Raw genomic sequence first — 23,781 nt, 5'->3', positions numbered from 1 at the left:
ACTCACCTGCGGCCAGCCTCGGCTGGCCGCCTTTCTTTGCGCCCAGCGCTACGCCTTGATCTCGACCTCGACGAAGACGAACTCGAACGGGTTGTCGTTGATCACGTCGTGCTCGACGCCGGCCTTGCGGGCATAGGCGCGGCCGGCAACGAGGTCGCCGTAGCGGGTGCCGCCGCCGGGTTCCTTCAGCGTCAGCCGGCCGGTGGTCATCGGCACCACCACATAGTCCATCGCATGCACGTGCCAGCCGGTGGCCGCGCCGGGCGGGAAACGCCACTCGGTCACCCGGACCCTGTCGTCGTCGACCTGCACGGTCGGAATCGCGGTGGCGGTCATGCCCTCTCCCTCCCCTTTGCGTGGCCTCAGGCGATCAGCACCTCGGCCTCGATCTCGACGGCGATGTCGAACGGCAGCGCCGCCACGCCGATGGCGGAGCGGGCGTGGCGGCCGACCTGCGGCCCGTAGAGATCGAGGATCAGCTCCGAGAAGCCGTTGATCACGGCCGGATGGCGGTCGAAGCCGGGGGCCGAGTTGACCATGCCGAACACCCGCGCCCAGCCGACGATGCGGTCGAGGTCGCCCAGCGTGCGCTGCAGGCTGGCCAGCATCGACAGCCCGGTCTTGCGCGCCAGAGCCACCGCGTCGTCGAGCGAGACCTCGGCGCCGACCTTGCCGAACGGCCCGGCAAAGCTGCCGTCGGGCTGCTGCGGGCCGTGGCCGGAGACGAAGGCGCGGCCGCCGCGCACGTTGACGAAGGGAAAGCGGCGCGCGACGCCGGCCGGGAATTCGATCGGCGCCGGCAGCGCCAGCCCCATTGCCGCAAGCCTCGCCTCGACCGCCGCCATCGGACCTCCCCCGTCGCCGCGCCCTGCCTGGCCGGTCAGCCGGCGTCTTTCAGCACATAGACGCCGCGCCTGTCGACGTCGAGCGTCCAGCCTGGCTCGACCACGAGCGTAGTGGTTTCCTCCTCGACCACCGCCGGGCCGACGATCCGCGCACCGGCGCCGAGCCGGGCGCCTTCGTAGACCGGCGCCTCCACCGCGCTGCCGTCGGCCGCGAAGATCATCGGGCGCACGCCGGTGCGGGCCGCCTCCGCATCCGGATTCTCCGCCAGCAGGGCCGGCTCCGGCCGCGGCACCCGGCCGATCACCGTCGATTCCAGGTTGACGATCTCGACCGTGTTGTGCGGTTCGGCATAGGTGAACAGCTGCTCGTGCCGCCGGTCGAACGCCGCGCGGATCTCGCCGATCGTCTCGGCGTTCAGGTCCCGGCGGCCGATGTCGACGGTACATTCGTGCACCTGGTCGACATAGCGCATGTCCAGGCTGCGCTCGATGTCGATCGCCTCGCGGGCGAAGCCGTCGGCCTCCAGATAGGCGACCGCGCCCTTCTCCATCTCGTCGAAGATCGCCTGCAGGCGGCCCAGGTCGGCATTCTCTTCGATCCGGGTCGGGTAGGTGGCGAGGTAGTTGTACTTCACGTCGGAGATGATCTGGCCGAAGGCGCACAGCACCGAGGCCAGCTTCGGCACCAGCACGGTCCTGATGCCGAGCACCCGGGCGATCGCGGTGATGTGGCAGCCGGCGGCGCCGCCGGCACCGATCAGCACGAAGTCGCGCGGGTCGTAGCCCTGCTCGATCGACACCCGGCGGATGCCGTTGACCATGTTGTTGTTGACGATTGTGAAGATGCCGTAGGCCGCCCGCTCCGGGCTGATGCCCAGCGGCTCGGCGATGCGCCCGGTCACCGCGGCGCGGGCCTTGTCGGCGTCCATCTGCATCCGCCCGCCGAGCAGGCTGCCGGGGTTGAGATAGCCCAGCACCACGTTGGCGTCGGTCACCGTCGGCTCGCTGCCGCCGTTGTCGTAGCAGGCCGGGCCCGGGTTGGCGCCGGCGCTTTCCGGGCCGACCGCCAGCAGGCCGAGCTGGTCGATATGGGCGATCGAGCCGCCGCCGGCGCCCAGCGTCTCCACCTGGATCATCGGCACGCCGACGCGATAGCGCAGGAAGTCGAAATTCTTGGCGACGTTGCTGCGGTCGCCCTTCGACAGCGTGATGTCGAACGAGGTGCCGCCCATGTCGACGGTGATGATGTTGTCGTAGCCGAGCGGGCCGGCGACGTAGCGGCCGGCCTGCGGCGCCGAGGCCGGGCCGGAGTTGATGGCGTAGACCGCCCGCGCGCCCATCGCCTCGCCGATCGCCAGCCCGCCGTTGGACTGGAAGAAGCGCACCGGGTACTGCGCGCCGAGATGACGGAAATAGGCGTCGATGGTCTCGACATAGCGCTGGGTGATCGGGCCGAGATAGGCGTTGAGGATCGTCGTCGAGGTGCGGGTGTACTCGCGCACCTGCGGATAGACCTCGGAGCCGACCGACAGGTAGATGCCTGGAAGCTCCTCGCGCACGATCTCGGCGGCGCGGCGCTCGTGCGCCGGGTTCAGCACCGACCACAGGAACGAGATCGCGACCGACTGCACGCCCTCCTTGCGGAACACCGCGCAGGCGGCGCGCACGTCGTCCTCGTTCAGCGGCTCGATCTCGACCCCGTCGGAGCGGATGCGGCCGCGCACCGGCCGGCGCAGATAGCGCGGCGCCAGCATCGTCGCCGGCGGGTATTTGGCGTCGTAGCGATAGCCCTCTTCCTTGTGGCCGAGCCGGATCTCGATCGAATCCTCGTGGCCGGCGGTGCAGACCAGGCCGGTCCTGACGCCCTTGTGCTCGATCAGCGCGTTCAGCGCGACCGTGGTGCCGTTGATGCACAGGTCGCAGCTGCCGACGATGCCGGCGGGGCTGTCGCCGGTCAGCTTCGACAGCTCGGCCAGCCCGGCGCCGATGGCGGCCGTCGGGTTGTCCGGCGTCGACGGCACCTTGGCCAGCGTGATGTGGCCGGCCGCGTCGGCCAGCACGAAGTCGGTGAACGTCCCCCCGGCGTCGACGCCGATGCGGTATTTGGTGCGCAAGCCGCTCTCCCCCGATGTCCTTGCGATCCGGTTCTTCTCGTGCGCCGCCGGCGCGCGTCCGGCGGTTATCGCTTCATCCTGCGGTCATCGCCGCGTTCGTCCGGGCGACGGAGACCCCCGGCCGAAGATGCCCGGGCCGGGCCCGGGCATGGCAAGAAAATGTGCGCGCTCCGGTTACGCCGTAGCCGCCCAGCCCTGCGCCCTCAGGTCGGCGGTGGCCTTGGCGTCGACCGCCAGCGTCTGCGGGTCGATGACCACGCCGTAGTCCTCGCGCGCGCCGCGCACGCTGACCAGCCCGTCGCGCACGTCGCGGGCGACCGCCGCCGCGTCGCGCTCATAGGGATCGCCGAAGCCGCCGCCGCCCGGGTTGAAGTTCGACACCGTCTCGCCCGGCCGGATCGTGGTCAGGATGTTCTTCTTGGTGGTCTCGATGTCCTCGCCGCGGCGGATCTCGATGCGGCCGACCTTGCTCTCGACCATGTGGCTCTCCGCCCCGGCCGCGCCCAGCGCCGGATAGCGCCGGCCCTCGCCGAAGGTGATCACGGTCATCTCGTGGTCGATCGGCTCGACCTCCCACACCGTGCCGGAGCCGCCGCGATACCTGCCGGCGCCGCCGGAATCCTGGATCAGGCCGTAGCGGTGGATCACGATCGGGTAGGAATATTCCAGCAGCTCGATATCGCCGGAGGTCAGCGCGCCGAAGCAGCACTGCGGCCCGCACGCGTGCCAGCCGTCCATGTAGGCGGTGGCGCCGGCGCCGGAGATGATGGTGGCCAGCACCATCGTGACGTATTCCTCGTCGCTGCGCTTGTCGTGGCCGGCGATGTTCAGCCCGTTGGCATGGCCCCAGGAGGCGACCACCCGGTCGGGCGCCGCCTTCTCGAACGCCTTGCGCACGGCGTCGGCCAGCGTTTCCATCGGCGTGGTGGTGCAGTTGACGTGCGGCGCCGGCTCCTTGGCGTTGCACAGCGTCCCCGGCGGGCCGACATCGACATCGAAGCAGCGATACAGGCCCTCGTTGTAGGGCGGGTCGACCTGGGCGAACATCATCACGCCCAGATAGACGCCGGACATGGTGTTGCCGGCATAGGAGTTGATGAAATAGGGCAGTTGCGGCGGGCTGTTGATCGCGATCTTCGCGCTGTCGCCCTTGATCTCGACCCGGGCGGTGATCTCCAGGTCGCCGAAGCCGTGGCCGGCATCCTCCAGGATCGCGCTGTCCTCGTAGACGCCGTCGGGCAGTGCGGCGACCAGCGAGCGCATGTGCCGGTCGGCCATGTCCATCAGCGCGGCGATGCAGGCGCGCACCTGGTCGACGCCGTATTTGTCGAGCAGCGCGATCAGGTTGCGCTCGCCCACCTTGCAGGCGCCGAGCTGGGCGTTCATGTCGCCCTCCTGGTCGCGGCGGGCGCGCATGTTGGTCAGCAACAGGTTGATCACGTCGTCGCGGCGCTCGCCCTTCGACCACAGCTTGACCGGCGGGATGCGCAGGCCCTCGGCATAGATCTCCTTGGCGTCGGGGTTGTAGCCGGCCGGCACCGGGCCGCCGATATCGGTGACGTGGCCCTTGCACACGGTCCAGAACACGAGCTCGCCCTTGTAGAACACGGGCTTGTACATGCACACGTCGACGATGTGGCTGCCCTGGTAGGCCGGGTCGTTGTGGTAGATGACGTCGCCGGGGTGGATGTCGTCGCCGAAGAAGCCGGCCACGCACTTCATCGCCGGGATCAGCGAGCCCAGGTGGATCGGGATGTCCTGGCCCTGCAGGATCATCTCCGGCTTGTGGTCGAAGATGGCGTTGGAATAGTCGTGAGCCAGGTTGAACACGCTGGACCGCGCCGTCTTCTCCAGCGTCACGGTCATCTCGCGCTGGGTGGTCTCCAGCACGCCGCGCACCACCGAGAGCGTGATCGGATCGACTTCGACACTCATGGCTTGCTCCCCGTTCGCCAAGGGGCCGCTCAGGCGGCCCGGACCTCGTCGTAAATTTCATCCAGCGCAACAGTGAAGCGCCGGAACAGCTCCATCATTTCATTTTCCGCAATAATCATCGGCGGGCACACCGCGACGATGTCGCCCGGCAGGGTGCGGACGATCAGGCCGTGCCGCTGCGCCGCGCTCACCACCCGCGCGCCGACCTTGTCGGATGCCGGGAAGGTGCCGCGGCCGGCCTTGTCCGGCGTCAGCTCGACCGCGCCGATCAGCCCGACCGAGCGCGCCTCGCCGACCAGCGGATGGTCGGCCAGCGCGTCGAACGCGGCGCGGAACGCCGGCGCCTTGGCGCGCACCTGGCCGACGATGTCCTCCTCCGCGTAGATGCGCAGCGTCTCCAGCGCCACCGCGGCGGCGACCGGATGGCCGGAATAGGTGTAGCCGGTGCCGAACACGCCCAGCTTGGCCGAGTTGTCGGCCAGCACCTGGTAGATCGGGTCGGAGACCAGCACGGCCGACATCGGCACATAGGCGCTGGTCAGCTGCTTGGCCATGGTCATGATGTCGGGCTGGATGCCGAAGGTCTGGCTGCCCCACCAGTTGCCGGTGCGCCCGAAGCCGCAGATCACCTCGTCGGCGATCATCAGCACGTCGTGCTTGCGCAGCACCGCCTGCACGTCGGCGAAATAGCGCTCCGGCGGGATGATCACGCCGCCGGCGCCCTGCACCGGCTCGGCGATGAAGGCGGCCACCGTCTCCGGCCCCTCCGCCTCGATCAGGTCGTTGATCTCGCGCGCCAGCCGGGCGGCGAACTCGTCGGCGCGCTCGTCCGGCCCGGATTCGCGATAGCCGTGCGGCGACGTGACGTGGCGGACGAACGGCAGCGGCACGTCGAAATCGGTCTGGGCATAGGCCATGCCGGTCAGGCTAGCGGCGGCGACGGTGACGCCGTGATAGCCGCGCCGGCGGCTGACGATCTTCTTCTTCTCCGGCCGGCCCAGCGCGTTGTTGTAGTACCACACCATCTTGACCGCGGTGTCGTTCGCCTCCGAGCCGGAGTTGGCGAAGAAGGCGTGGGCGTCGGGAATCGGCGCCAGCGCGGTCAGCTTCTCGGCCAGGTCGACGATCACCGCCGGCGCCTTGGCGCTGAACGAGTGGTAGAACGGCAGCGTTTCCATCTGCCGCCGCGCCGCCGCGACCAGCCGCTGCTCGCTGAAGCCCAGCGCGGTGCACCACAGCCCGGCCAGCCCCTCGATATAGGCCTTGCCGTCGGTGTCGTAGACGTGGACGCCCTCGGCACGGGCGATCAGCAGCGGCCCGTCCTGCTCCAGCGCGCGCAGCTGGGTGTAGGGGTGCAGGTGGTGGGCGGCGTCGCGCGCCTCCGGCGAATTCGGGTTCAGGGTCATCGCAGGCTCCCGGCGGCCCCGTGGCGCGCCTTCTGGTCGGCGGCCACTATGGCACATCGCGGCGCGGCGCGTCAGCGCGCGGTCGCCGCAGCCGGCGTTTCGGCGAACCACTGGCTGCGCCGATCCGGCCCGCGCAAATCGAGCGCGCCGGCCGAATATGGGATATTTCTCTCGCGCCGGCGTTTCCCCCGGGATTCGTGCCACAGCCAGCTCAGGACAAACATGGACTCGATCCTCGCCCTCGTCGCGGACCCGACCGCATGGGTCGCCCTCGTCACCCTCGTCGCCATGGAGGTCGTGCTCGGCATCGACAACCTGGTGTTCATCTCCATCCTCACCAACAAGCTGCCGCCGGCGATGCGCGCCCGTGCCAGGCGGATCGGCCTCGGCCTTGCGCTGATCATGCGGCTGGGCCTGCTCGCCACCATCGCCTGGATCGTGCAGCTGACCGACCCGCTGTTCACGGTGCTGGGCGAGGGTTTCTCGTGGAAGGACCTGATCCTGATCGCCGGCGGCCTGTTCCTGGTGTGGAAGGCGACGAAAGAGATCCACCACAGCGTCGACGCCGAGCCGGACCAGGCCACCTTCGTCGGCCAGGTCGCATCGATCGGATTTTCCGCCGCCATCGTGCAGATCCTGGTGCTGGACCTGGTGTTCTCGATCGACAGCATCATCACCGCCGTGGGCATGACCGTGCACGTGGAGATCATGGTGGTGGCGGTGGTGGTGGCGGTCGGCGCGATGCTGGCGGCGGCCGGCCCGCTGGCCCGGTTCATCGAGGCCAACCCGACCATCGTGATGCTGGCGCTGAGCTTCCTGCTGATGATCGGCATGACGCTGATCGCCGACGGCATGGGCTTTCACGTGCCCAAGGGCTATGTCTACGCCGCCATGGGCTTTTCCGCCGGCGTCGAGGTGCTGAACATGCTGTCGCGGCGGGCCAAACGGCGGCGCAAGGCGGCCGCGGCCGGCTGACCGCGGCCTGCCGACCGCAGGGGCGCATTGCGGCGAGCCTTCGCGCGCCGACCTTGCTATGGTGCCGCCAGGGGGGATACCGGGCCGAACGGCCGCTATCCGTCCGACGAACCACGACGAAGAACTGAGAGAGGGAAACCGATGTTCATATCCAGGATCTTCGCGCCGCTGGTCGGCGCCACGCTGGGCCTTGCCGCCGTGTCGGCCGGCGCCGCGGCGCAGGACATCCGCTTCTTCACCATCGGCACCGGCGGCACCGGGGCGACCTACTATCCGCTCGGCGGCGTGATCGCCACCGCGATCTCCAACCCGCCGGGGTCGCGGCCCTGCGACGACGGCGGCAGCTGCGGCGTGCCCGGGCTGGTCGCCGCGGCGCAGTCTTCGCGCGGCTCGGTCAACAACGTCAACGGCATCACCTCCGGCCAGTTCAACTCCGGCTTCTCGCAGTCCGACGTCGCCTATTGGGCCTATACCGGCACCGGCGTGTTCGACGGGCAGGAGGCGATGTCGGACCTGCGCGCCATCGCCGCGCTCTATCCGGAGCACATCCACCTGGTCGCCCGCGCCGACGCCGGCATCGCCTCCGTCGCCGACCTGGCCGGCAAGCGGGTGTCGCTCGACGAGCCCGGCTCCGGCACCTATGTCGACGCCACCCTGATCCTCAACGCCTACGGCCTCAGCGAGGACGACATCGAGGCCGAGTATCTGAAGCCCGGGCCGGCCTCCGACGGCATCCGCAACGACCAGCTCGACGCCTTCTTCATCGTCGCCGGCTATCCGACCGGCGCGGTGGTGGAGCTGGCCGCCAGCGCCGACGTCGTGCTGGTGCCCATCGCCGGGCCCGAGGCCGACGGCATGATCGCCGACCTCGGCTTCTTCTCCAGCGACGTGATCCCCGCCGACACCTACGAGGGCGTGGCCGAAGTGCAGACGCTGGCCGTCGGTGCCCAGTGGCTGACCAGCGCCAACGAGGACGAGGCGCTGATCTACGACATCACCAAGGCACTGTGGAACGACAACACCCGCGTGCTGCTGGACGTGGGCCACGCCAAGGGCAAGCTGGTCACGCTGGACACCGCCCTGGACGGCATCGGCATCCCGTTGCACCCGGGCGCCGAGCGCTACTACCGCGAGATCGGCGTGATCCAGTAGGCCGGATCCGCGCCGGCCGGCGCGGCCCTATCCGCGCCGTTCCCGTCGGTCCCGGCCGGCGGGAACGGCCGCGGGCCGGTGCCCTGGCGCGCCGGCCCGGTTGGGGCCCGCCGCCCGGCGCGATGCCGCCGCTGCCACCCGCCGCCCGTCCCCGACCGCCATGACCGACGCCAGCGCGGACGATCGCCGCCACAGCGAAGAGCAGTACGACCCGGAACTCGCCTTCCGGCGGCATCATCCGTATTTCGCCCTGTTCGTCACCGGTCTGCTGCTGGCGATGACGCTGTTCCACCTCTATGTCGCCGGATTCGGGCCGATCAGCGAGCAGATGCTGCGCGGAATCCACCTGGCCTTCGTGCTGGCGCTGGTATTCCTGATGTTCGCGCCGACCAGGCGGGCGACGCGCCAGCCGCCGCGGCGGAGCGGCCTGCTCCATCCCGGCGGGGTCGGGCTGTGGGACTGGGCGCTGTGCGCCGCCGGCGTCGCCGGTGCGCTCTATGTCCCGCTGCTGCCCAATGCGGCACTGGCGGTGCGCGCCGGCAACCTGAACCAGACCGACATGGTGTTCGGCACCATGCTGATCGTGGTGGTGCTGGAAGCGACGCGGCGGTCGGTCGGGCCGGTGCTGACGGTGATCGCCGCCCTGTTCATCGCCTATGCCGTGTTCGGCCAGGACGCGCCCGGCGTGCTGCGTCACCCCGGCATGACCTGGGCGGTGATGATCGACCATCTCTACATGACGCTGAACGGCATCTACGGCGTGGCGATCGGTGCGGTCGCCCAATATGTGTTCCTGTTCGTGGTGTTCGGCGTGCTGGCGACCCGGATCGGGCTGGGCCAGCTGTTCATCGACGTGGCCTCCTGCGTCGCCGGCCGCTATGCCGGCGGCCCGGCCAAGGTGGCGATCTTCTCTTCGGCCATGCTCGGCACCATCTCCGGCTCGTCGATCGCCAACACGGTGACCACCGGCTCGCTGACCATCCCGGCGATGAAGAAGGTGGGCTATCCGCCGCATTTCGCCGGCGCGGTGGAGGCGACGGCGTCGACCGGCGGCCAGATCACCCCGCCGATCATGGGCGCGGCCGCCTTCATCATGGTCGACTTCCTGGAGGTGCCCTATCGCGAGATCCTGCTGGCCGCGCTGGTGCCGGCCGCGCTGCACTATTTCGGCATCTTCGTCATGGTCCACCTGGAAGCGAAGCGGCTGGGCCTGCGCGGCCTGCGCCCGGACGAACTGCCGCGCTTCGTCAAGGTGATCCGCGACCACTGGCCGACGCTGATCCCGCTCGCCACCCTGGTCTACATGATCGTCGCCGGCCGTTCGCCCGACAATGCCGCCTTCTGGGGCGTGGTCGGCTGCATCGTCGTCGGCTTCCTCAATCCGCGCGACCGGCTGACCCTGCCGGCACTGATGACCGCCCTGTCGACCGGCGCGAAATACGCGCTGGCCGTCGGCGCGGCCGCGGCGGCGGTCGGCATCATCGTCGGGGTGGTCACCTCCAGCGGCGTCGGATTCAACCTGGGCGCCATGGTCACGCAGGTGGCGGCCAACGTCGCCGATTCGATCACCCTGGTGCTGCCCGAGGACTGGCTCGGCCGCGGCGCGCTGACCCTGTTCTTCACCCTGCTGTTCACCGCGATCGCCTGCGTGGTGATGGGCGCCGGCATCCCGACCACGGCCACCTACGTCATCCTGGTCTCGATCGCCGCGCCGACGCTGGGCCTGCTGTCGGTGCCGCCGCTGGTGGCGCATTTCTTCGTCTTCTACTACGGCGTGCTGGCCGACATCACCCCGCCGGTGGCGCTGGCCGCCTATGCCGGCGCCGGCATCGCCGGGGCCAACCCGTTCCGCACCGGCAACACCGCCTTCCGCCTGGGCATCGCCAAGGCGCTGGTGCCGTTCGTCTTCGTCTATTCGCCGTCGCTGCTGCTGGTCGTCGACGGCTTCACATGGGACAGCTTCGCGATCACGCTGGCCGGCGCGATGATCGGCATCGCCATGCTGGGCACCGCCTTCTCCGGCTACATGCTGGCGCCGGTGCCGGCCTGGGGGCGCTGGATGCTGGGCTTCGCCTCGCTGCTGTTCGTCTCGCCGGGGCTGGAGACCATGGCCGCCGGTGCCGTGCTGGCCGCCCCGGTGGTGGCGCAGCAGGCGATCGCACGGCGCAACAGCCGGCAGGAGGCCGCACCGACATGACCGCCGTCGACACCCCCGACAGGAACGGCGAGGAACGCCGGCCCTGGATCCGGCGCAACGTCACCGACTGGCTGGAAGCGGCACTGGCGGTGGCGCTGACCGGGCTGCTGCGGCTGCTGCCGCTGTCGGCGGCGTCGGGCCTGGGCGGCTGGTTCGCGCGCACGGTCGGGCCGCGGCTGTCGGTCAGCCAGCGGGCGGAGCGCAACCTGAAACTGGCGATGCCGCATCTCGACGCCGCCGCCCGCCGCCGCATCGTGCGCGACATGTGGGACAACATGGGCCGGACTGTGGTGGAGCTGACCCAGATGGCCCGCTACGGCCTGCCCGGCGACAAGCCGTTCCACGAGTTCGAGGGCCGCGAGCATGTGGTCGCGGCAATGGCGGCGAAGCGGCCGATCGCCTGCATCTCCGGCCACTACGGCAACTGGGAAATGCCGGTGCTGTCGGGCCTCGCGCTGGGCATGCAGGTGGTCCGGGTCTATCGCACCGCCAACAACCCGATCGTCGACAAGCTGATCAACCGCATGCGCAAGCCGGGCGGCGGCCGGCTGCTGCCCAAGGGCGTGCGCGGGTCGCGCCAGCTGATCGCCGCGGCGCGCAAGGGCGAGCCGATGGGCATCCTGTTCGACCAGAAGCTGAACGAGGGCGAGACCCTGCTGTTCTTCGGCCACCCGGCCAACACCACCACCCTGCCCGCCTTCCTGGCGGTGCGCTTCGGCTATTGCGTGCTGCCGACGCGCACGGTGCGGATCAAGGGCTGCCATTTGCGCACTATCGTCGAGCCGCCGGTGGAACCGCCGGCGGAAGGCACCACCGAAGAGCGGATCACCGCGATGACCGACGCCCTCAACCGCGTGCTGGAACGCTGGATCGAGGAGCGGCCCGGCGAGTGGTTCTGGCTGCACAACCGCTGGGGCAAGTGGCGCGGCGACACGCTGGTGCCGGCCGCGACCAACGGCCCCTCGGCGAAATCGGCCGGCTGAGATGGGCGACGCGGCGCAGCCGGGCGCCGACCGTTTCGACCTGCAGCGCTTCGTCGACGCCCAGGCGCCGGTGTGGGACCGGGTGCTGGCGGAGCTTGGCGCCGGCCGCAAGACCAGCCACTGGATGTGGTTCGTGTTCCCGCAGATCGCCGGCCTCGGCCGCAGCCCGACGGCGCAGCGCTATGCGCTGTCCGGCCGCGACGAGGCGCGGGCCTATCTCGCCCATCCGGTCCTCGGGCCGCGGCTGCACCGCTGCGTCGCGCTGCTGCTGGCGGTCGAGGGCCGCAGCGCGCACGCCATCCTCGGCAGCCCGGACGACATCAAGCTGCGCTCGTCGATGACCCTGTTCGCCGCCGGTGCCGACGACCCGACGCCGTTCCGCGCCGTGCTGGAGCGCTACTACGCCGGCGAAGCCGATCCGCTGACCGAGGCCCTGCTGTAGCGGCCGCGGTGTGACGGCCGTCACAGGCGCCGCAGCCACGCCGGCCGATCTGTAAATCCAGCCCGACGCCCGCGGCGTACCCCAGAGCAAGAAGACGGTTCGGCAGTGAACCTGAAATCGAACGCCGCATGGTCAAGACGGCAGGTTCGGGGGCGCAACACGATCCGTTTTCGAAACCGGGTCCGGTCGCCGCTGGCCGCAGTCGAGCTGCGACCACGACCATCGAATATTTCGCTTGTTCAGGTGAGGACACTGACATGGCCGTCTCGACTTCGTTGCTTTCCCGTGCGACCTTTGCCGCCGCCGCGCTGGCCGCCGCCGCGCTGGCCGCCGGCACGTTCGCCGCATCGGCCGCGCTGGCCCAGGAGCCGGTGATGGTCGGCGGCGCGCCGATGTACCCCGACCGCACCATCGTCGAAAACGCCTCGACCGCCGACAACCTGACCACGCTGGTGGCGGCGGTGAAGGCGGCGGACCTGGTCGAGACGCTGTCGAGCCCGGGCCCGTTCACCGTGTTCGCGCCGACCGACGACGCCTTCGCCAAGCTGCCGGAGGGCACGGTCGAAGCGCTGGTGCAGCCCGACATGAAGGACCAGCTGACCGAAATCCTGACCTATCACGTGGTTGCCGGCGACTACTCGGCCACCGACCTGATCGCGCGCGCGATGGCGACCGACGGCTCGGCCAGCATCGAGACCGTCGCCGGGCGCATGCTGACGCTCAGCATGGACGGCAACACGCTGGTGGTGACGGACGAGAACGGCGGCGCGGCGCGGGTGATCCTGGCCGACGTCGCCCAGTCGAACGGCATGGTGCATGCCGTCGACACGGTGCTGCTGCCGAAGATGTAGGGCGGCCTCGCGGGCCGGCGCGGCTGTTGGACCGCGCCGGCCCAACTTTTTTTCAGCTGACCTCGAAGCCGATCGCGCCGCCGTCCTCGGCCTTCAGCTTGATCATCTCGATGTCCTGGCCTTCGGCCATGCGCTGCAGCACGGTCTGGGCGATCTCCGGCAGGATCGAGCCGGTCAGGATGTTGTCGATGGTGCGCGCGCCGGAATCGGTGTCGGTGCACCGCGCGCACAGCGCCTGAACCACGGCGTCGTCGTAGCTCATGAAGGCGCCGTGGTTGTGTTCCACCCGGCGCACGATCTTGTTCAGCTTCAGCCGGGTGATGCGGTCCAGCATCTGGTCGTTGATCGGGTAGAACGGCACCACCACCATGCGGCCGAGCAGCGCCGGCTTGAACCGGCTGTTCAGCTCCGGCCGGATCGCGTCGATGATCGCATCCGGCTGCGGTCGTTCCTTGCCGCGGCCGCACATGGTCATGATGGTGTCGGTGCCGACGTTCGAGGTCAGGATGATGACCGTGTTCTTGAAGTCGATGCTGCGGCCCTCGGCATCCTCGAGGTCGCCCTTGTCGAACACCTGGAAGAACAGCTCCATCACGTCCGGGTGCGCCTTCTCGACCTCGTCGAGCAGCACCACGCTGTAGGGCCGGCGCCGCACCGCCTCGGTCAGCACGCCGCCCTCGCCATAGCCGACATAGCCGCGCGGGCTGCCCTTGAGGTTGGAGACGGTGTGCGCCTCCTGGTACTCGGACATGTTGATCGAGATGATGTTGCGCTCGCCGCCGTACAGCAGCTCGGTCAGCGCCAGCGCGGTCTCGGTCTTGCCGACGCCGCTGGTGCCGACCAGCATGAACACGCCGATCGGCTTGCCGGGATCGTCGAGGTTGGCGCGGGCGGTGCGGATGCGCTGGGCGATGATGTCGAGCGCATGGTCCTGGCCGATCACCCGTTCGGCCAGCCGGTCCTTCAGCTCCAGCACCGCCGCGATCTCGTCCTTGACCATGCTGCCGAGCGGGATGCCGGTCCAGCCGGACAGCACCTCGGCCACGGTCTGGTCGGTGACCACCGGATAGACCAGCGGCACCTCGCCCTGCATGGCGCGCAGCTCATGGGTCAGTCCGGCCAGCGCCTCGCGCGTGGCCGGCTCCGCCGGCATCTCCGCCGCCGCCTGGGCCGCGCCCGCCGCCGCGTCGCCGTTGGCCTGCACCGGCGCCGCCGGCTTGTCCTCGCCGGGCGCACCCTCGAGCTGGCGGCGCATGGCGTCGATGCGGTCGACCAGCGCCTTTTCCTGCGACCAGCGTTCCTTCAGCGTGGCGAGCTCGCCCTCCAGCCGCGTGCGCTCGCCGGCCAGCTTGGCGATGGCGTCGCCATGGTCGGCACCGGTCTTCTGCTCGCGCTCCAGCGCGCGGGTCTCGGCGGCGATGTTCTCCAGCTGGCGCTGGATGTCCTCGATCGGCGCCGGCGTGGAATTCTGCGAGATCTTGACCCGCGCGCAGGCGGTGTCGAGCAGGCTGACCGCCTTGTCCGGCAGCTGGCGGCCGGCCAGGTAGCGGTTGGAAAGGCTGACCGCGGCGCGCACCGCCTCGTCCAGCACCCGCACCTTGTGGTGGGTCTCCATGGTGTTGGCGACGCCGCGGATCATCGCGGTGGCGCGGGCCTCGTCCGGCTCCTCGACCTTGACCACCTGGAAGCGGCGGGTCAGCGCCGGGTCCTTCTCGAAGTACTTCTTGTATTCCGACCAGGTGGTGGCGGCGATCGTGCGCAGCTCGCCGCGGGCCAGCGCCGGCTTCAGCAGGTTGGCGGCATCGCCCTGGCCGGCGGCGCCGCCGGCGCCGATCAGCGTGTGCGCCTCGTCGATGAACATGATGATCGGCGTCTTCGAGGCCTTGACCTCGTCGATCACCGCGCGCAGCCGGCGCTCGAACTCGCCCTTCACGCTGGCGCCGGCCTGCAGCAGGCCGAGGTCGAGGGTGAGCAGGGTGACGCCCTTCAGGATCGGCGGCACGTCGTCGTCGGCGATGCGCTGGGCCAGGCCCTCGACCACCGCGGTCTTGCCGACGCCGGCCTCGCCGGTGAGGATCGGGTTGTTCTGGCGGCGCCGCGACAGGATGTCGACCATCTGGCGGATCTCGGCGTCGCGGCCCAGCACCGGGTCGATCTGGCCGGCCTTGGCCCGCTCGGTCAGGTTGATGGTGTATTTGCCGAGCTCGCCCTGGCCGGCCGGGCCGGACGGCACCGGCCCGCCCTGCTGTGCCGCGCCCTCGGCGCTGCCGCTGCGCGCGCCGCCGACCGCTTCCATCGAACCGCCGGTGATGTCGTCGAGCTGGTCCTTCAGCTGCTCCGGGTTGATCGCGCCGAACGCCTCGGAGGTGCGCTCCAGCAGCATGGCGAACTCGGTGTCGCGCAGCGCCGCGATCAGGATGTGGGCGCTGCGGATCTGGCCTGCCTCGAAGTCGACCGACGAGACCATCCACGCCGCCTCCAGCAGCCGTTGGATGCGCGGCGAGAACACCGGCGTGCGGGTGTTGCCGGTCTTGAACTTGTCCATCGCCGCGTCGAGGTCGCGGCGCACCCGGTCCTGGTTCTGGTCGTAGTGGCTGAGGATCTGGTGCAGGTCGGTGTTGTTGCCTTCCAGCAGCTTGGCGAAGAAGTGCTCGAGGTCGACCTCGTAGTGCGAGCGCGACAGGCACAGGCCGCCCGCGCTCTCCAGCGCGGCGTAGCAGACCGGGTTCAAGCGCTTGATCAGCGTGCGGAGCGGAGCGGCCATGTCATGTACCTCGGGCGTGGGGGCAAGGTGAGGATTGCGCGAAATTAACCGAATGCGGGGGTGGCGTCGAGCGACGCCGGCGGCGGGGACCGCCGAAGTCTCGGCGCCAGGGTCTTAACGGCGCCTGAACACGCCGACCCGGGCCATGTCCGCCGGCTCAGCCGACCTGGGTGGTCACCTGGCCGGCGAAGTTGATCGAGATCACGCCGCCCCAGTTGCACATGCATTTGCAGCCGTCGTGCAGCGCCGGCATGCTGCCGACCAGCACGGTCGGCGCGCCGGGGACCCAGGGCGCCGCGGTCGCCGGGATGCACGGCATCGGGGTGAGCACGCCGAGCGCGGCCGCGGTCGCCGCCGCCACCATCGGGTTCGACGGCGTGTTGCACATGCCGAAGGTCGGCAGGTTCACGATCGGCGCGTGGTCCATGATGTTGGCCGCCGGCATGTTGCTGACCAGCGGCCGGGTCGGGTCGACGACCATCAGCGCGGTCGGCGCGGTGCCGAAGGTGCACTGCGCCATGCCGGTGGCGACGACCTGGTTCGGCATCAGCGCAGCCCGAGCCGGCGGAAGAACTCGGCGCGTTCCTTGTCGGTCGGGATGTGCTCCGCCACCGCGCGGATCAGCGCATTGCGGTCGCCGACGGTCTTGGTCGCCCGCTTGGTTAGGATCTTGGCGATCGGGCCGAGATGCACGGCGAGTTCCTGTTGCACCTTGACGATGTCGTCGGCCGAGATCTCGCCGAGGGCCGACGGCGGCGCGCTGGGCGCGGCCGGCGCGGGCGTCGGCTGCACGCCGGTCGCGCCGGTGCGTCCGCGCAGGAAGGCGTTGCGCTCGTCCGGGTTGGCGATGCTGGTGGCGACGGTGTCGTAGAGACTGTCGACGCTGGCCGCCTGCTTCGCCGCCTGCTCGACCACCACCTTGGCCACCGGGCCGATGTGATAGCTGAGCGCGTCGGACACCATTTTCAGCGTCGCCTCGTCGTCGATGCCGGCCGGCCGTCCCGGCGCCGGCGTGGGCGGCGTCGCGGCCGGCCGCGGCGGCGGCGAGGGCATCACCACGGTCATGTCGTCGGCGGCCGGCGCGGTCGCCGCGGCCTGCTGCAGCATCGACTTGAACTCGGCCGCGGTGGCGAAGCGGTCGTCCGGATTGCGCGACAGCGCCTTCAGCACGACCGCGTTCATCGCGATCGGCAGGGTCGGGTTCAGCGTGGTCACCGCCGGCGGCTCGTGGTTCAACAGCTTGTACATCACCTCGGTGGCGCTCTTGCCCGGGAACGGCTTCTGGCCGGTCAGGAGCTCGAACAGCACCACGCCGGTGGAGAAGATGTCCGACCGCCGGTCGATCTCGCCGCCGGTGAACTGTTCCGGCGACATGTAGCTGGGCGTGCCGACCACCGAGCCGTGGGCGGTCATGCTGGTGCTGTCGATGCGGGCGATGCCGAAGTCGGTCACCTTCACGGTGCCGTCCTTCAGGATGATGATGTTGCCCGGCTTGATGTCGCGGTGGACGATGGCGTTGGCGTGCGCATATTGCAGCGCGTCGAGCACCTGCGCGACCACGTCGATCGCCTGCTTGCGATCCAGCCGCTCGCCGCCGCGGATCATGTCGCCCAGCTCGCGGCCCTCGACATACTCCATCACGATGTACGGCATGCCGTCCTGCTCGCCGAACTCGAAGATGGTGACGATGTTCTGGTGCAGGCAGCGCCCGGCGGCCCGCGCCTCGCGGCGGAAGCGCTGCAGCCAGTCCGCTCCCTCCTCGCCGATCAGCAGGTTGCGGTGAACGGTCTTGATGGCGACGAAGCGGTCGATGCCCTCGTCGTAGCCCTTGTAGACCACGCCCATGGCGCCGCGGCCGAGCACCTTCTCGATCTTGTACCGGCCGATGCTCTCGATCGTGCTTTCGCCAGGTGTGTTCACCGCCCAGATTCCCGTGCCAGCCGCAAGCTCATTCGTCCAACAGTTTCATGGCGTTCTCCAGACTACGCCGCATCCGGTTGAACGAGACTGAAAGCGATGCGATCTCGTCCTTGCCGGGGCGCACATATTCCGGCACGTCGCTCTCGCCCATGCTAACCCGGCCTGCGATGTCGGACATCCGCAAGACCGGCTTAATCACCACATATTGCAGGATCACGTTAAGGATTATCAACACGAGGACGAAAACGCCAGCCAGCGTGATCATGAAGAAGCGGAACACCGTGTCGGCGCGGTCCAGCGGCACCGACATCGGCACGGTCACGATCTGCGCCGCCACCACCTGGTCGATCTGCCAGCCGAAGCCGTTCTCCTCGCCGTAGAGGTCCAGCATGGCCTGCGGTGCGCGGGCCGGCACCGAGTGGCAGACCAGGCAGCTTTCCGAGGAAACCCGGATCGGCCGGGCCAGCACCATGTACTGCTCGCCGTCCTCCTCGTGCTGGCGCACGATCTCGGTCAGCTGCGGGTCGGCGCCGAACTGGCCGATGATGTCGGCCTCGAACGGCGTCGCCAGGTCGCTGGGGTTGGTCGGCGCCAGCGCGGCCTCGCGATAGGAATAGTCTTCGAACTTGCCCAGCATCAGGCCGAGGTTGGCCTTGGCCGCGAACGCCGGCACGGTGTGCGGCAGGAACAGGCGGAAGTCGGGGTCGTTGGCGGCGGCGGCCTCGGCCTCCTGCACCTCCACCTCGAAGTTCAGCAGCGGCGCGATCTCGGTGCTGGTGTAGGTGCGCACGGCGCTGGCGGCCTCGATCATCACGTTGGCGTTCTGGATCACCTCCTCGGTCGCGTTGCGCTCGATGATCCGGAACGACAGCAATGCGGCCAGACCGAGGCCGATCGCGAAGGCCACCACCAGCACCAGGTTGAACTTCGTTCTCAGTCCCATCGCGCCGTCGCTCTCCCGCCTGCCGTCCGCTCAGCCCAGGCCCGTGCCGACCGGCGCGGACTCGACATCGATCACCACGGCGGTCACGTTGTCGCGCGCGCCGGTGCTCAGCGCCAGATCGATCAGCGCCGCCGCCGCCTTGGCGCAGTCCGCCCCCGCCAGCACGCCGGCGATCTGGCCGTCGAGCACCTGCCGGTTCAGCCCGTCGCTGCACAGCAGGAAGCGGTCGTGCGCGGCCAGCTCGCCGGTGGCGATGTCGAGCTCCAGCGTCTGGTCGGTGCCGACCGCGCGGGTGACGACATTGGCATAGGGATGGGCGGCGACCTTGTCCGGCGCCAGCAGCCCCTGGTCGACCAGCGTCTGCACATAGCTGTGGTCCGTGGTCAGCTGGCGCAGCTCGCCGCCGCGGCAGCGATAGACCCGGCTGTCGCCGGCCCACACGCAGGCATAGTGCGCGCCGTGCGCCATCAGCGCGGCGACGGTGCTGGCGATCACCGCGCCCTCGCCGCGCGAGGCCGCCTCGGTCTGCAGGGCGATATGGACCTGGTCGAGCCGGTGCTTGACGTCGTGCAGCAGCGCGCTGGCCGAGTCCGGCGCGCGCACGGCCGCCAGCGTCTCGACGATCAGCCGGCTGGCATAGTCGCCGCTCTGGTGGCCGCCCATGCCGTCGGCGACCACCCACAGCCCGATGTCGCCGCGGTCGAGGAACGCATCCTCGTTCAGCTTGCGCACATTGCCGATGTGGGTGACGCCGTGCGAGCGGAAGCGGAACTGCGCGAACTGGCCGCCGGCCCGGGTCGCCGCATCCTGGTCCACGCTCACCGCCCCGCCCTCAGCGGCCGCCGGCGATGACGGTGCCGGCGCCGTGGCGCGCGATGCCGTCGTTCCAGCCCCAGGCGGCCCAGTCGCCGTCGAGGAAGGCCGCGAACTGGTCGGCCGGCGGCAGGCCGCGGCAGGCGACCAGCACCGGGTCGACGTCCTCCGAGCCCAGCGTCCACCACAGGCTGCAGGGCTGCAGCATGCGCGCCAGCAACTGGTCGAGCAGGCCGGGATAGACCAGCTGCAGGTCCTCGCCGGCCAGTTCGACCCGCAACGAATCCCACCCCTGCGCCACCCGCGGGCCGTCGCGGCCGGCCGCCGTCCCATGCCGCGGCGCGCAGCAGGCGGGCAGGCCGATGTCGCGCACCGCCGCGTCCAGCACCTTCAGCTCGAACTCGTCCTCCAGCGAGGCGAGAACCGTGCATTCCGCTTTCCAGTACCAGTCGCTCTCGGTCGCCGCCACCACGGCCGGCCGGGCGTCGGCGGGCAGCGCCGCGGCCAGGCAAAGCGGGAAATAGCGGCCGACCTGGTCGACGCTGGGCATCATCACGCCGGCGATCGGGCGCTCGCCGCAGATGCCGCCGGACAGCGCGAAGCGCCACACCGGGCTGGTCAGGTAGTATTTCAGCCACCGCTCGCCGAGGTCGGCGCGGCTGCGCTCGATCGCGGTCTGCAACCACAGGTCCCACGGCCGCAGGAAACCGTCGGGCAGCGCGCTGCGGACGAAGTCGCCGGTCAGCGGCACCTTGCCGAAGTAGCCGCAGGACGGCCGGTCGATCAGCCTCAGAGCGTGGTCGGACACCGGAACTCCCACAGGTCGGGCGCATTGAACGGGTTGATCACGCCGTTGGTCTGCACCGCGTAGGTGGCGGAACGATTGCCCGCCGAGATGGTTACGGTGAGTTTATCAGAGGTTGCACCGGGTTGAACATTGCCGGCGTTCCGCGCCGCGTCGAGCATGTGGAACCAGCCCCATTCGCCGTCGAAGGTGGCGCCGTTGGGCTGGCCGTCGACCCGCGGCGTGAACTCGATGCGCGCGCCTGGCGGGCCGGCCGGGTCCGGCCATTTCACCGGAAACGGGTCGACCGGCGCATTCTCGTACACATAGGTCTTGCCGTCGATGGTCAGCAGCGCCCGGTTGATGGTGCCGGCGGTCAGCAGCGGGTTCATGGTAAAGCTCACCGACGGCACCGCGCCGGCGGCGAAGAACACCGAGCGGATGTCGGCCGCGCGCTCGAACTGTTGCAGCGCGGCGTTGGAGATGTTGAGGCTGACCGATTCCGGTTTCCAGCGCCACGGCTTCACCGACTGGTCGACATGCTGGGCCAGGTTGGCCTGGAAGAAGCCGTCGAGCAGGGCGCCCGGCGCGAACACCGCCGCCAGGTTGGCCAGGGTGACCGGGTCGTTGCTGGTCGGCTCGAACGGATAGCGGTCGGCCAGCAGCTGGCTGCACTGCGGATAGACCGTGGTCAGGTAGCTTTCGCGCAGCGAGTCGAGCGCGCCGCCGGCGCCGACCGAGGCCGCGGCCGCCATCACCTCCGCCACCACGCTGGCCACCGGCTCCGGCGCGGCGCCGGCGGTGGCGTTGGCCTTCTGGATCGCCTCGGTCAGGCTGGCCGGCACGGTGCCGTCGCCCGCCTGCAGCGCGTTGAGCCCGGCATAGAGGCCGGCGAAATCCGACACCATCTGGTCCAGCAGCGGCGGCTGGCCGTCGGCGCCCTGCACCAGCTGGTGCAGCGGCTGGAAATGGTCGTTGACGTACTGGCCCGGCTGCGGGCCGGCCGGCGCGGCCGCGCCGCCGGTGCCGAGCACCGGGCTGCCGCCCGCGTCGGCGCCCTGGCCTGCCGCGGCGTCGCCGCCGGCCGCCGGTGCGCTGCCGTCCGCCGGCGCGCTGCCGTCGGCCGGGGCGGTGCCTGGCGGCGGCGCCGGCTGCGGCCTGGCCAGCGTGGTCTCCTGCGCCGCGTCGGACAGGAAGGTCTTCAGCGGCGACGACGGGCTGGCGAGGATGTTCAGCACCATCCGGGCCTGGTCCAGCGAGGTGATCGGCACGACGGTGACGTCGTTCAGCAGCCGGTCCCAGTATTCGATGTAGTCGTTCATGTAGGCCTGGGTGACGCCGTCGCGGAACCGCGCGATCGCCGCGGTCTGGTCGGCTCCGGTGTCGTCGCTCAGCACCCAGCCTTGTCGCGCCACGCTGTCGGTGATGCGGTCGAGCGCCGGCAGGAACACCTCGGTGAAGCCGCGATAGGTATAGAGCCCGGGCACGCCGGCGGTCAGCGGCGTCCCGTCGGACCGGCGCACGATCACCCGGTCGCCTTGCGAGCCGATGTGGTCGATTACCCGCCAGGTCGGCAGGTTGCGCGCCGCCTCGCTGCCGCGGATCGCCTCATAGGCCTCGCCCTCGAGCGGGATGTTGGTCAGCGCCTGGCGGGCGCGCTCGACCAGCCCGCTGTCCAGCCCGATGTCGTAGGTGCGGTTGTCGAGCAGCGTGTCGAGATGGGCGCCGAGCGCGCTGCGCAGCGCATCGTTCTCCGCCCCGGGATAGAGCGCGCGCCAGTCGGCGTCGAACACCTTGACGATGGCGTCGCGCTCGTCGGCGGCCAGCTCGCCGCCCTTGCCGAGCATCAGATAGGCCTTGAGTTCGTCGTACAGCGCGTTCTGGTCGGCCTGGCTGCCGCCGTTCTGCATCGCGTCGGCATACTGGTCGATCTTGTCTTCCAGGTGCAGGAACAGCCGCGGCGCCAGCAGCTTGTTCAGCGCGCGGATGTAGGACTGCTCCGCCGGCACCTGCAGCTTGTCGCCCTGGTAGAGGCCGAAGGTCAGCTCCAGCGGCGGCGACGCCACCGCCGCCGGGTCGCGGACCGGAATGGCGCGCAGGATGTCGAGCACGCCGCTGGCCTTGGCGAAGTCGGTGTCGTCGACCGCAGCCACGTCCATCTGCGCCAGCGCGGCGTTGTAGCTGTCGATGTCGCCTTCGACATCGGCGATCAGTTCGCGGTTGCCGAGATAGCTCAGCGCCCAGGCGGCGCCGGCGGCCAGCACCAGCAGCGCGATCGCGGCGTAGCCGGTGCGCCGGATCCAGATCCGCCGCCGTTCGCGCGCCGAGCGCGCGGTGGCGATATAGGCCTCGGGGAAGGCCACCTCGCGCAGCAGCCGGGTGACGAAATAGGAGCGGCCGCCGCCGCTGAACGCCGGCAGGGTGCTGCGGCTGACGCCGAAGCGGGCGGCCAGCGAGCCCATCAGCCGGTCGATCGGGGTGCCTTCCTGGGTGCCGCTGGTGAAATACACGCCGCGCAGCATCGGCCGTTCCTCGAACTGGCTCGGCCGGAACACGGCGTCGAGGAACTCCTGCAGCAGGTCGCGCAGCGAGGCCATCTGCGCCGGGAAGCCGTAGACCAGCGCCCGCCGCTCGATATCGAGCTCGCGGTGCATGCGGTCGACCAGGCGCTGGTTCAGCCGGTCGACCAGCAGGTCGAACTCGCGGCTGAAGCCCGCCGCGGTGCCGTCGACCGTGCGGTCGTCGTCCAGCGCGAAGGTCGTGCCCCAGACCTGCTGGCGCTCCTCGCCGCCCATCTCGTCGAAGAACTCGGTGAAGCCGGCGACCAGGTCGCACTTGGTCAGCATCACGTAGATCGGGAAGCGCTGGCGCAGCCGCTCGTGCAGCTCGTTGATGCGGTTGCGGATGATCTTGGCGTGCTCGGCGCGGTGCGCGTCGTCCATCCCCATCACCTCGTTGATGGCGATGACGATGAACACGCCGTTCAGCGGCTGGCGCGGTCGGTTGCGGCGCAGCAGGTCGAGAAAAGCCTGCCAGCCGCCGGCATCGACCGAGGCGCGGGCGTCCTGGGTGGTGTAACGGCCGGCGGTGTCGATCAGCACCGCCTCGTCGGTGAACCACCAGTCGCAGTTGCGGGTGCCGCCGACGCCGCGCACCGCCTCGGTGCCCAGCTTGTCGGCCAGCACGAAGCGCAGGCCCGACTTCACCAGCGCCGTGGTCTTGCCGGAGCCCGGCGGGCCGACCAGCATGTACCAGGGCAGCTGGTAGAGATAGCGCCGGCCCAGGCCGCGGCCGAACTTGGCGTTGCGCAGCAGGCGCATCGCCTCGCGCATCCGCTCGCGCAGGGTGGCCACCTCCTGCGCCGTCATCTCCTCGTCCTCGGCCGTGACCGCGGCGGTGCCCGCCGTCTCCAGGTCCTCGACCATCTTCCGGTTGGCGCCCTGCGAGCGCAGCATCGAGATGAAGACGACGGCGAAGTAGACCACGACCACGACGAGGATCGCGCCCAGGCGATAGATCGGGTCCTCGAACGGATAGACGCCGCCGATGCCGATGGCGCCGAACAGGAACCAGATCGCGACGCACAGGATCAGGACGCCGATCAGCGACCAGAACCAGGGCGAGCGGATGAAGCGACCGAGCAGCGACAGCATGGCG

At 70.0% G+C, this 23,781-nt stretch carries 19 protein-coding genes; 6 read left to right on the top strand and 13 right to left on the bottom strand.

From position 1 onward, the window contains the following. Positions 1-48 precede the first annotated feature (48 nt). The 6 genes from R3F55_03290 to R3F55_03265 form a co-directional block, all read right to left on the bottom strand. Entirely contained in the window at positions 49-336 is a 288-nt protein-coding gene (locus R3F55_03290) for a cupin domain-containing protein (protein ID MEZ5666457.1), read from the bottom strand. Between the two features lie 26 nt (positions 337-362). Then, complete coding sequence (locus tag R3F55_03285) at positions 363-845, bottom strand: RidA family protein (GenBank protein ID MEZ5666456.1); 483 nt, start codon at positions 843-845, stop codon at positions 363-365. Positions 846-880: 35 nt separating this feature from the next. Then, positions 881-2,959, bottom strand: coding sequence for a hydantoinase/oxoprolinase family protein (locus R3F55_03280; GenBank protein MEZ5666455.1), 2,079 nt, complete (start codon positions 2,957-2,959; stop codon positions 881-883). 174 nt (positions 2,960-3,133) lie between these two features. Next, entirely contained in the window at positions 3,134-4,894 is a 1,761-nt protein-coding gene (locus tag R3F55_03275; GenBank protein MEZ5666454.1) for a hydantoinase B/oxoprolinase family protein, read from the bottom strand. A gap of 29 nt (positions 4,895-4,923) precedes the next feature. Beyond that, the gene (locus tag R3F55_03270) at positions 4,924-6,300 is read right to left on the bottom strand and encodes an aminotransferase (protein ID MEZ5666453.1); all 1,377 of its coding nucleotides are present in this window, start codon (positions 6,298-6,300) and stop codon (positions 4,924-4,926) included. Between the two features lie 71 nt (positions 6,301-6,371). Next, on the bottom strand, positions 6,372-6,524 hold the full coding sequence (locus R3F55_03265) for a hypothetical protein (GenBank protein MEZ5666452.1): 153 nt from the start codon (positions 6,522-6,524) through the stop codon (positions 6,372-6,374). Here R3F55_03265 and R3F55_03260 point away from each other — a divergent pair. From R3F55_03260 to R3F55_03235, 6 genes are all read left to right on the top strand, one after another. Further along, positions 6,523-7,275 (top strand): TerC family protein, encoded by a 753-nt coding sequence (locus R3F55_03260; GenBank protein ID MEZ5666451.1) that lies wholly within the window; start codon positions 6,523-6,525, stop codon positions 7,273-7,275. The genes R3F55_03265 and R3F55_03260 overlap by 2 nt on opposite strands. 141 nt (positions 7,276-7,416) lie before the next feature. Next, positions 7,417-8,427, top strand: coding sequence for a TAXI family TRAP transporter solute-binding subunit (locus tag R3F55_03255; GenBank protein MEZ5666450.1), 1,011 nt, complete (start codon positions 7,417-7,419; stop codon positions 8,425-8,427). A gap of 160 nt (positions 8,428-8,587) precedes the next feature. Then, complete coding sequence (locus R3F55_03250; protein ID MEZ5666449.1) at positions 8,588-10,624, top strand: TRAP transporter permease; 2,037 nt, start codon at positions 8,588-8,590, stop codon at positions 10,622-10,624. Further along, a complete protein-coding gene (locus R3F55_03245; protein ID MEZ5666448.1) occupies positions 10,621-11,607 on the top strand; it encodes a lysophospholipid acyltransferase family protein in 987 nt (328 codons plus the stop codon). Before R3F55_03250 ends, R3F55_03245 begins: the two co-directional genes overlap by 4 nt. 1 nt (position 11,608) lies before the next feature. Beyond that, positions 11,609-12,049 (top strand): DUF1810 domain-containing protein, encoded by a 441-nt coding sequence (locus R3F55_03240; protein MEZ5666447.1) that lies wholly within the window; start codon positions 11,609-11,611, stop codon positions 12,047-12,049. Between the two features lie 257 nt (positions 12,050-12,306). Continuing rightward, positions 12,307-12,900 (top strand): fasciclin domain-containing protein, encoded by a 594-nt coding sequence (locus tag R3F55_03235; GenBank protein ID MEZ5666446.1) that lies wholly within the window; start codon positions 12,307-12,309, stop codon positions 12,898-12,900. A gap of 52 nt (positions 12,901-12,952) precedes the next feature. On the opposite strand, the gene tssH is transcribed toward R3F55_03235, so the two are convergent. The 7 genes from tssH to tssM all read right to left on the bottom strand — a co-directional run bounded on the left by tssH (position 12,953) and on the right by tssM (position 23,777). Next, positions 12,953-15,664, bottom strand: a complete 2,712-nt coding sequence (gene tssH / locus R3F55_03230; GenBank protein ID MEZ5666445.1) for a type VI secretion system ATPase TssH — start codon at positions 15,662-15,664, stop codon at positions 12,953-12,955. 157 nt (positions 15,665-15,821) lie between these two features. Continuing rightward, positions 15,822-16,211: a DUF4280 domain-containing protein gene (locus tag R3F55_03225; GenBank protein MEZ5666444.1), complete on the bottom strand. Its 390-nt coding sequence runs from the start codon at positions 16,209-16,211 to the stop codon at positions 15,822-15,824. Continuing rightward, positions 16,211-17,584, bottom strand: a complete 1,374-nt coding sequence (locus tag R3F55_03220; protein MEZ5666443.1) for a serine/threonine-protein kinase — start codon at positions 17,582-17,584, stop codon at positions 16,211-16,213. Before R3F55_03220 ends, R3F55_03225 begins: the two co-directional genes overlap by 1 nt. A 28-nt stretch (positions 17,585-17,612) precedes the next feature. Further along, entirely contained in the window at positions 17,613-18,527 is a 915-nt protein-coding gene (locus R3F55_03215; protein MEZ5666442.1) for a DUF3365 domain-containing protein, read from the bottom strand. 30 nt (positions 18,528-18,557) lie between these two features. Continuing rightward, positions 18,558-19,349, bottom strand: a complete 792-nt coding sequence (locus tag R3F55_03210) for a protein phosphatase 2C domain-containing protein (GenBank protein MEZ5666441.1) — start codon at positions 19,347-19,349, stop codon at positions 18,558-18,560. Positions 19,350-19,359: 10 nt separating this feature from the next. Continuing rightward, positions 19,360-20,148, bottom strand: coding sequence for a type VI secretion system-associated protein TagF (gene tagF, locus R3F55_03205; protein MEZ5666440.1), 789 nt, complete (start codon positions 20,146-20,148; stop codon positions 19,360-19,362). Then, the gene (tssM, locus tag R3F55_03200) at positions 20,130-23,777 is read right to left on the bottom strand and encodes a type VI secretion system membrane subunit TssM (protein ID MEZ5666439.1); all 3,648 of its coding nucleotides are present in this window, start codon (positions 23,775-23,777) and stop codon (positions 20,130-20,132) included. The genes tagF and tssM overlap by 19 nt, the downstream gene beginning before the upstream one ends. Positions 23,778-23,781 lie beyond the last annotated feature (4 nt).

Source organism: Alphaproteobacteria bacterium (assembly GCA_041396705.1).
Classification (GTDB): domain Bacteria; phylum Pseudomonadota; class Alphaproteobacteria; order CALKHQ01; family CALKHQ01; genus CALKHQ01.
Note: the sequence above shows the minus strand (reverse complement) of the source record. Positions and strands in the feature narration are given on the sequence as shown.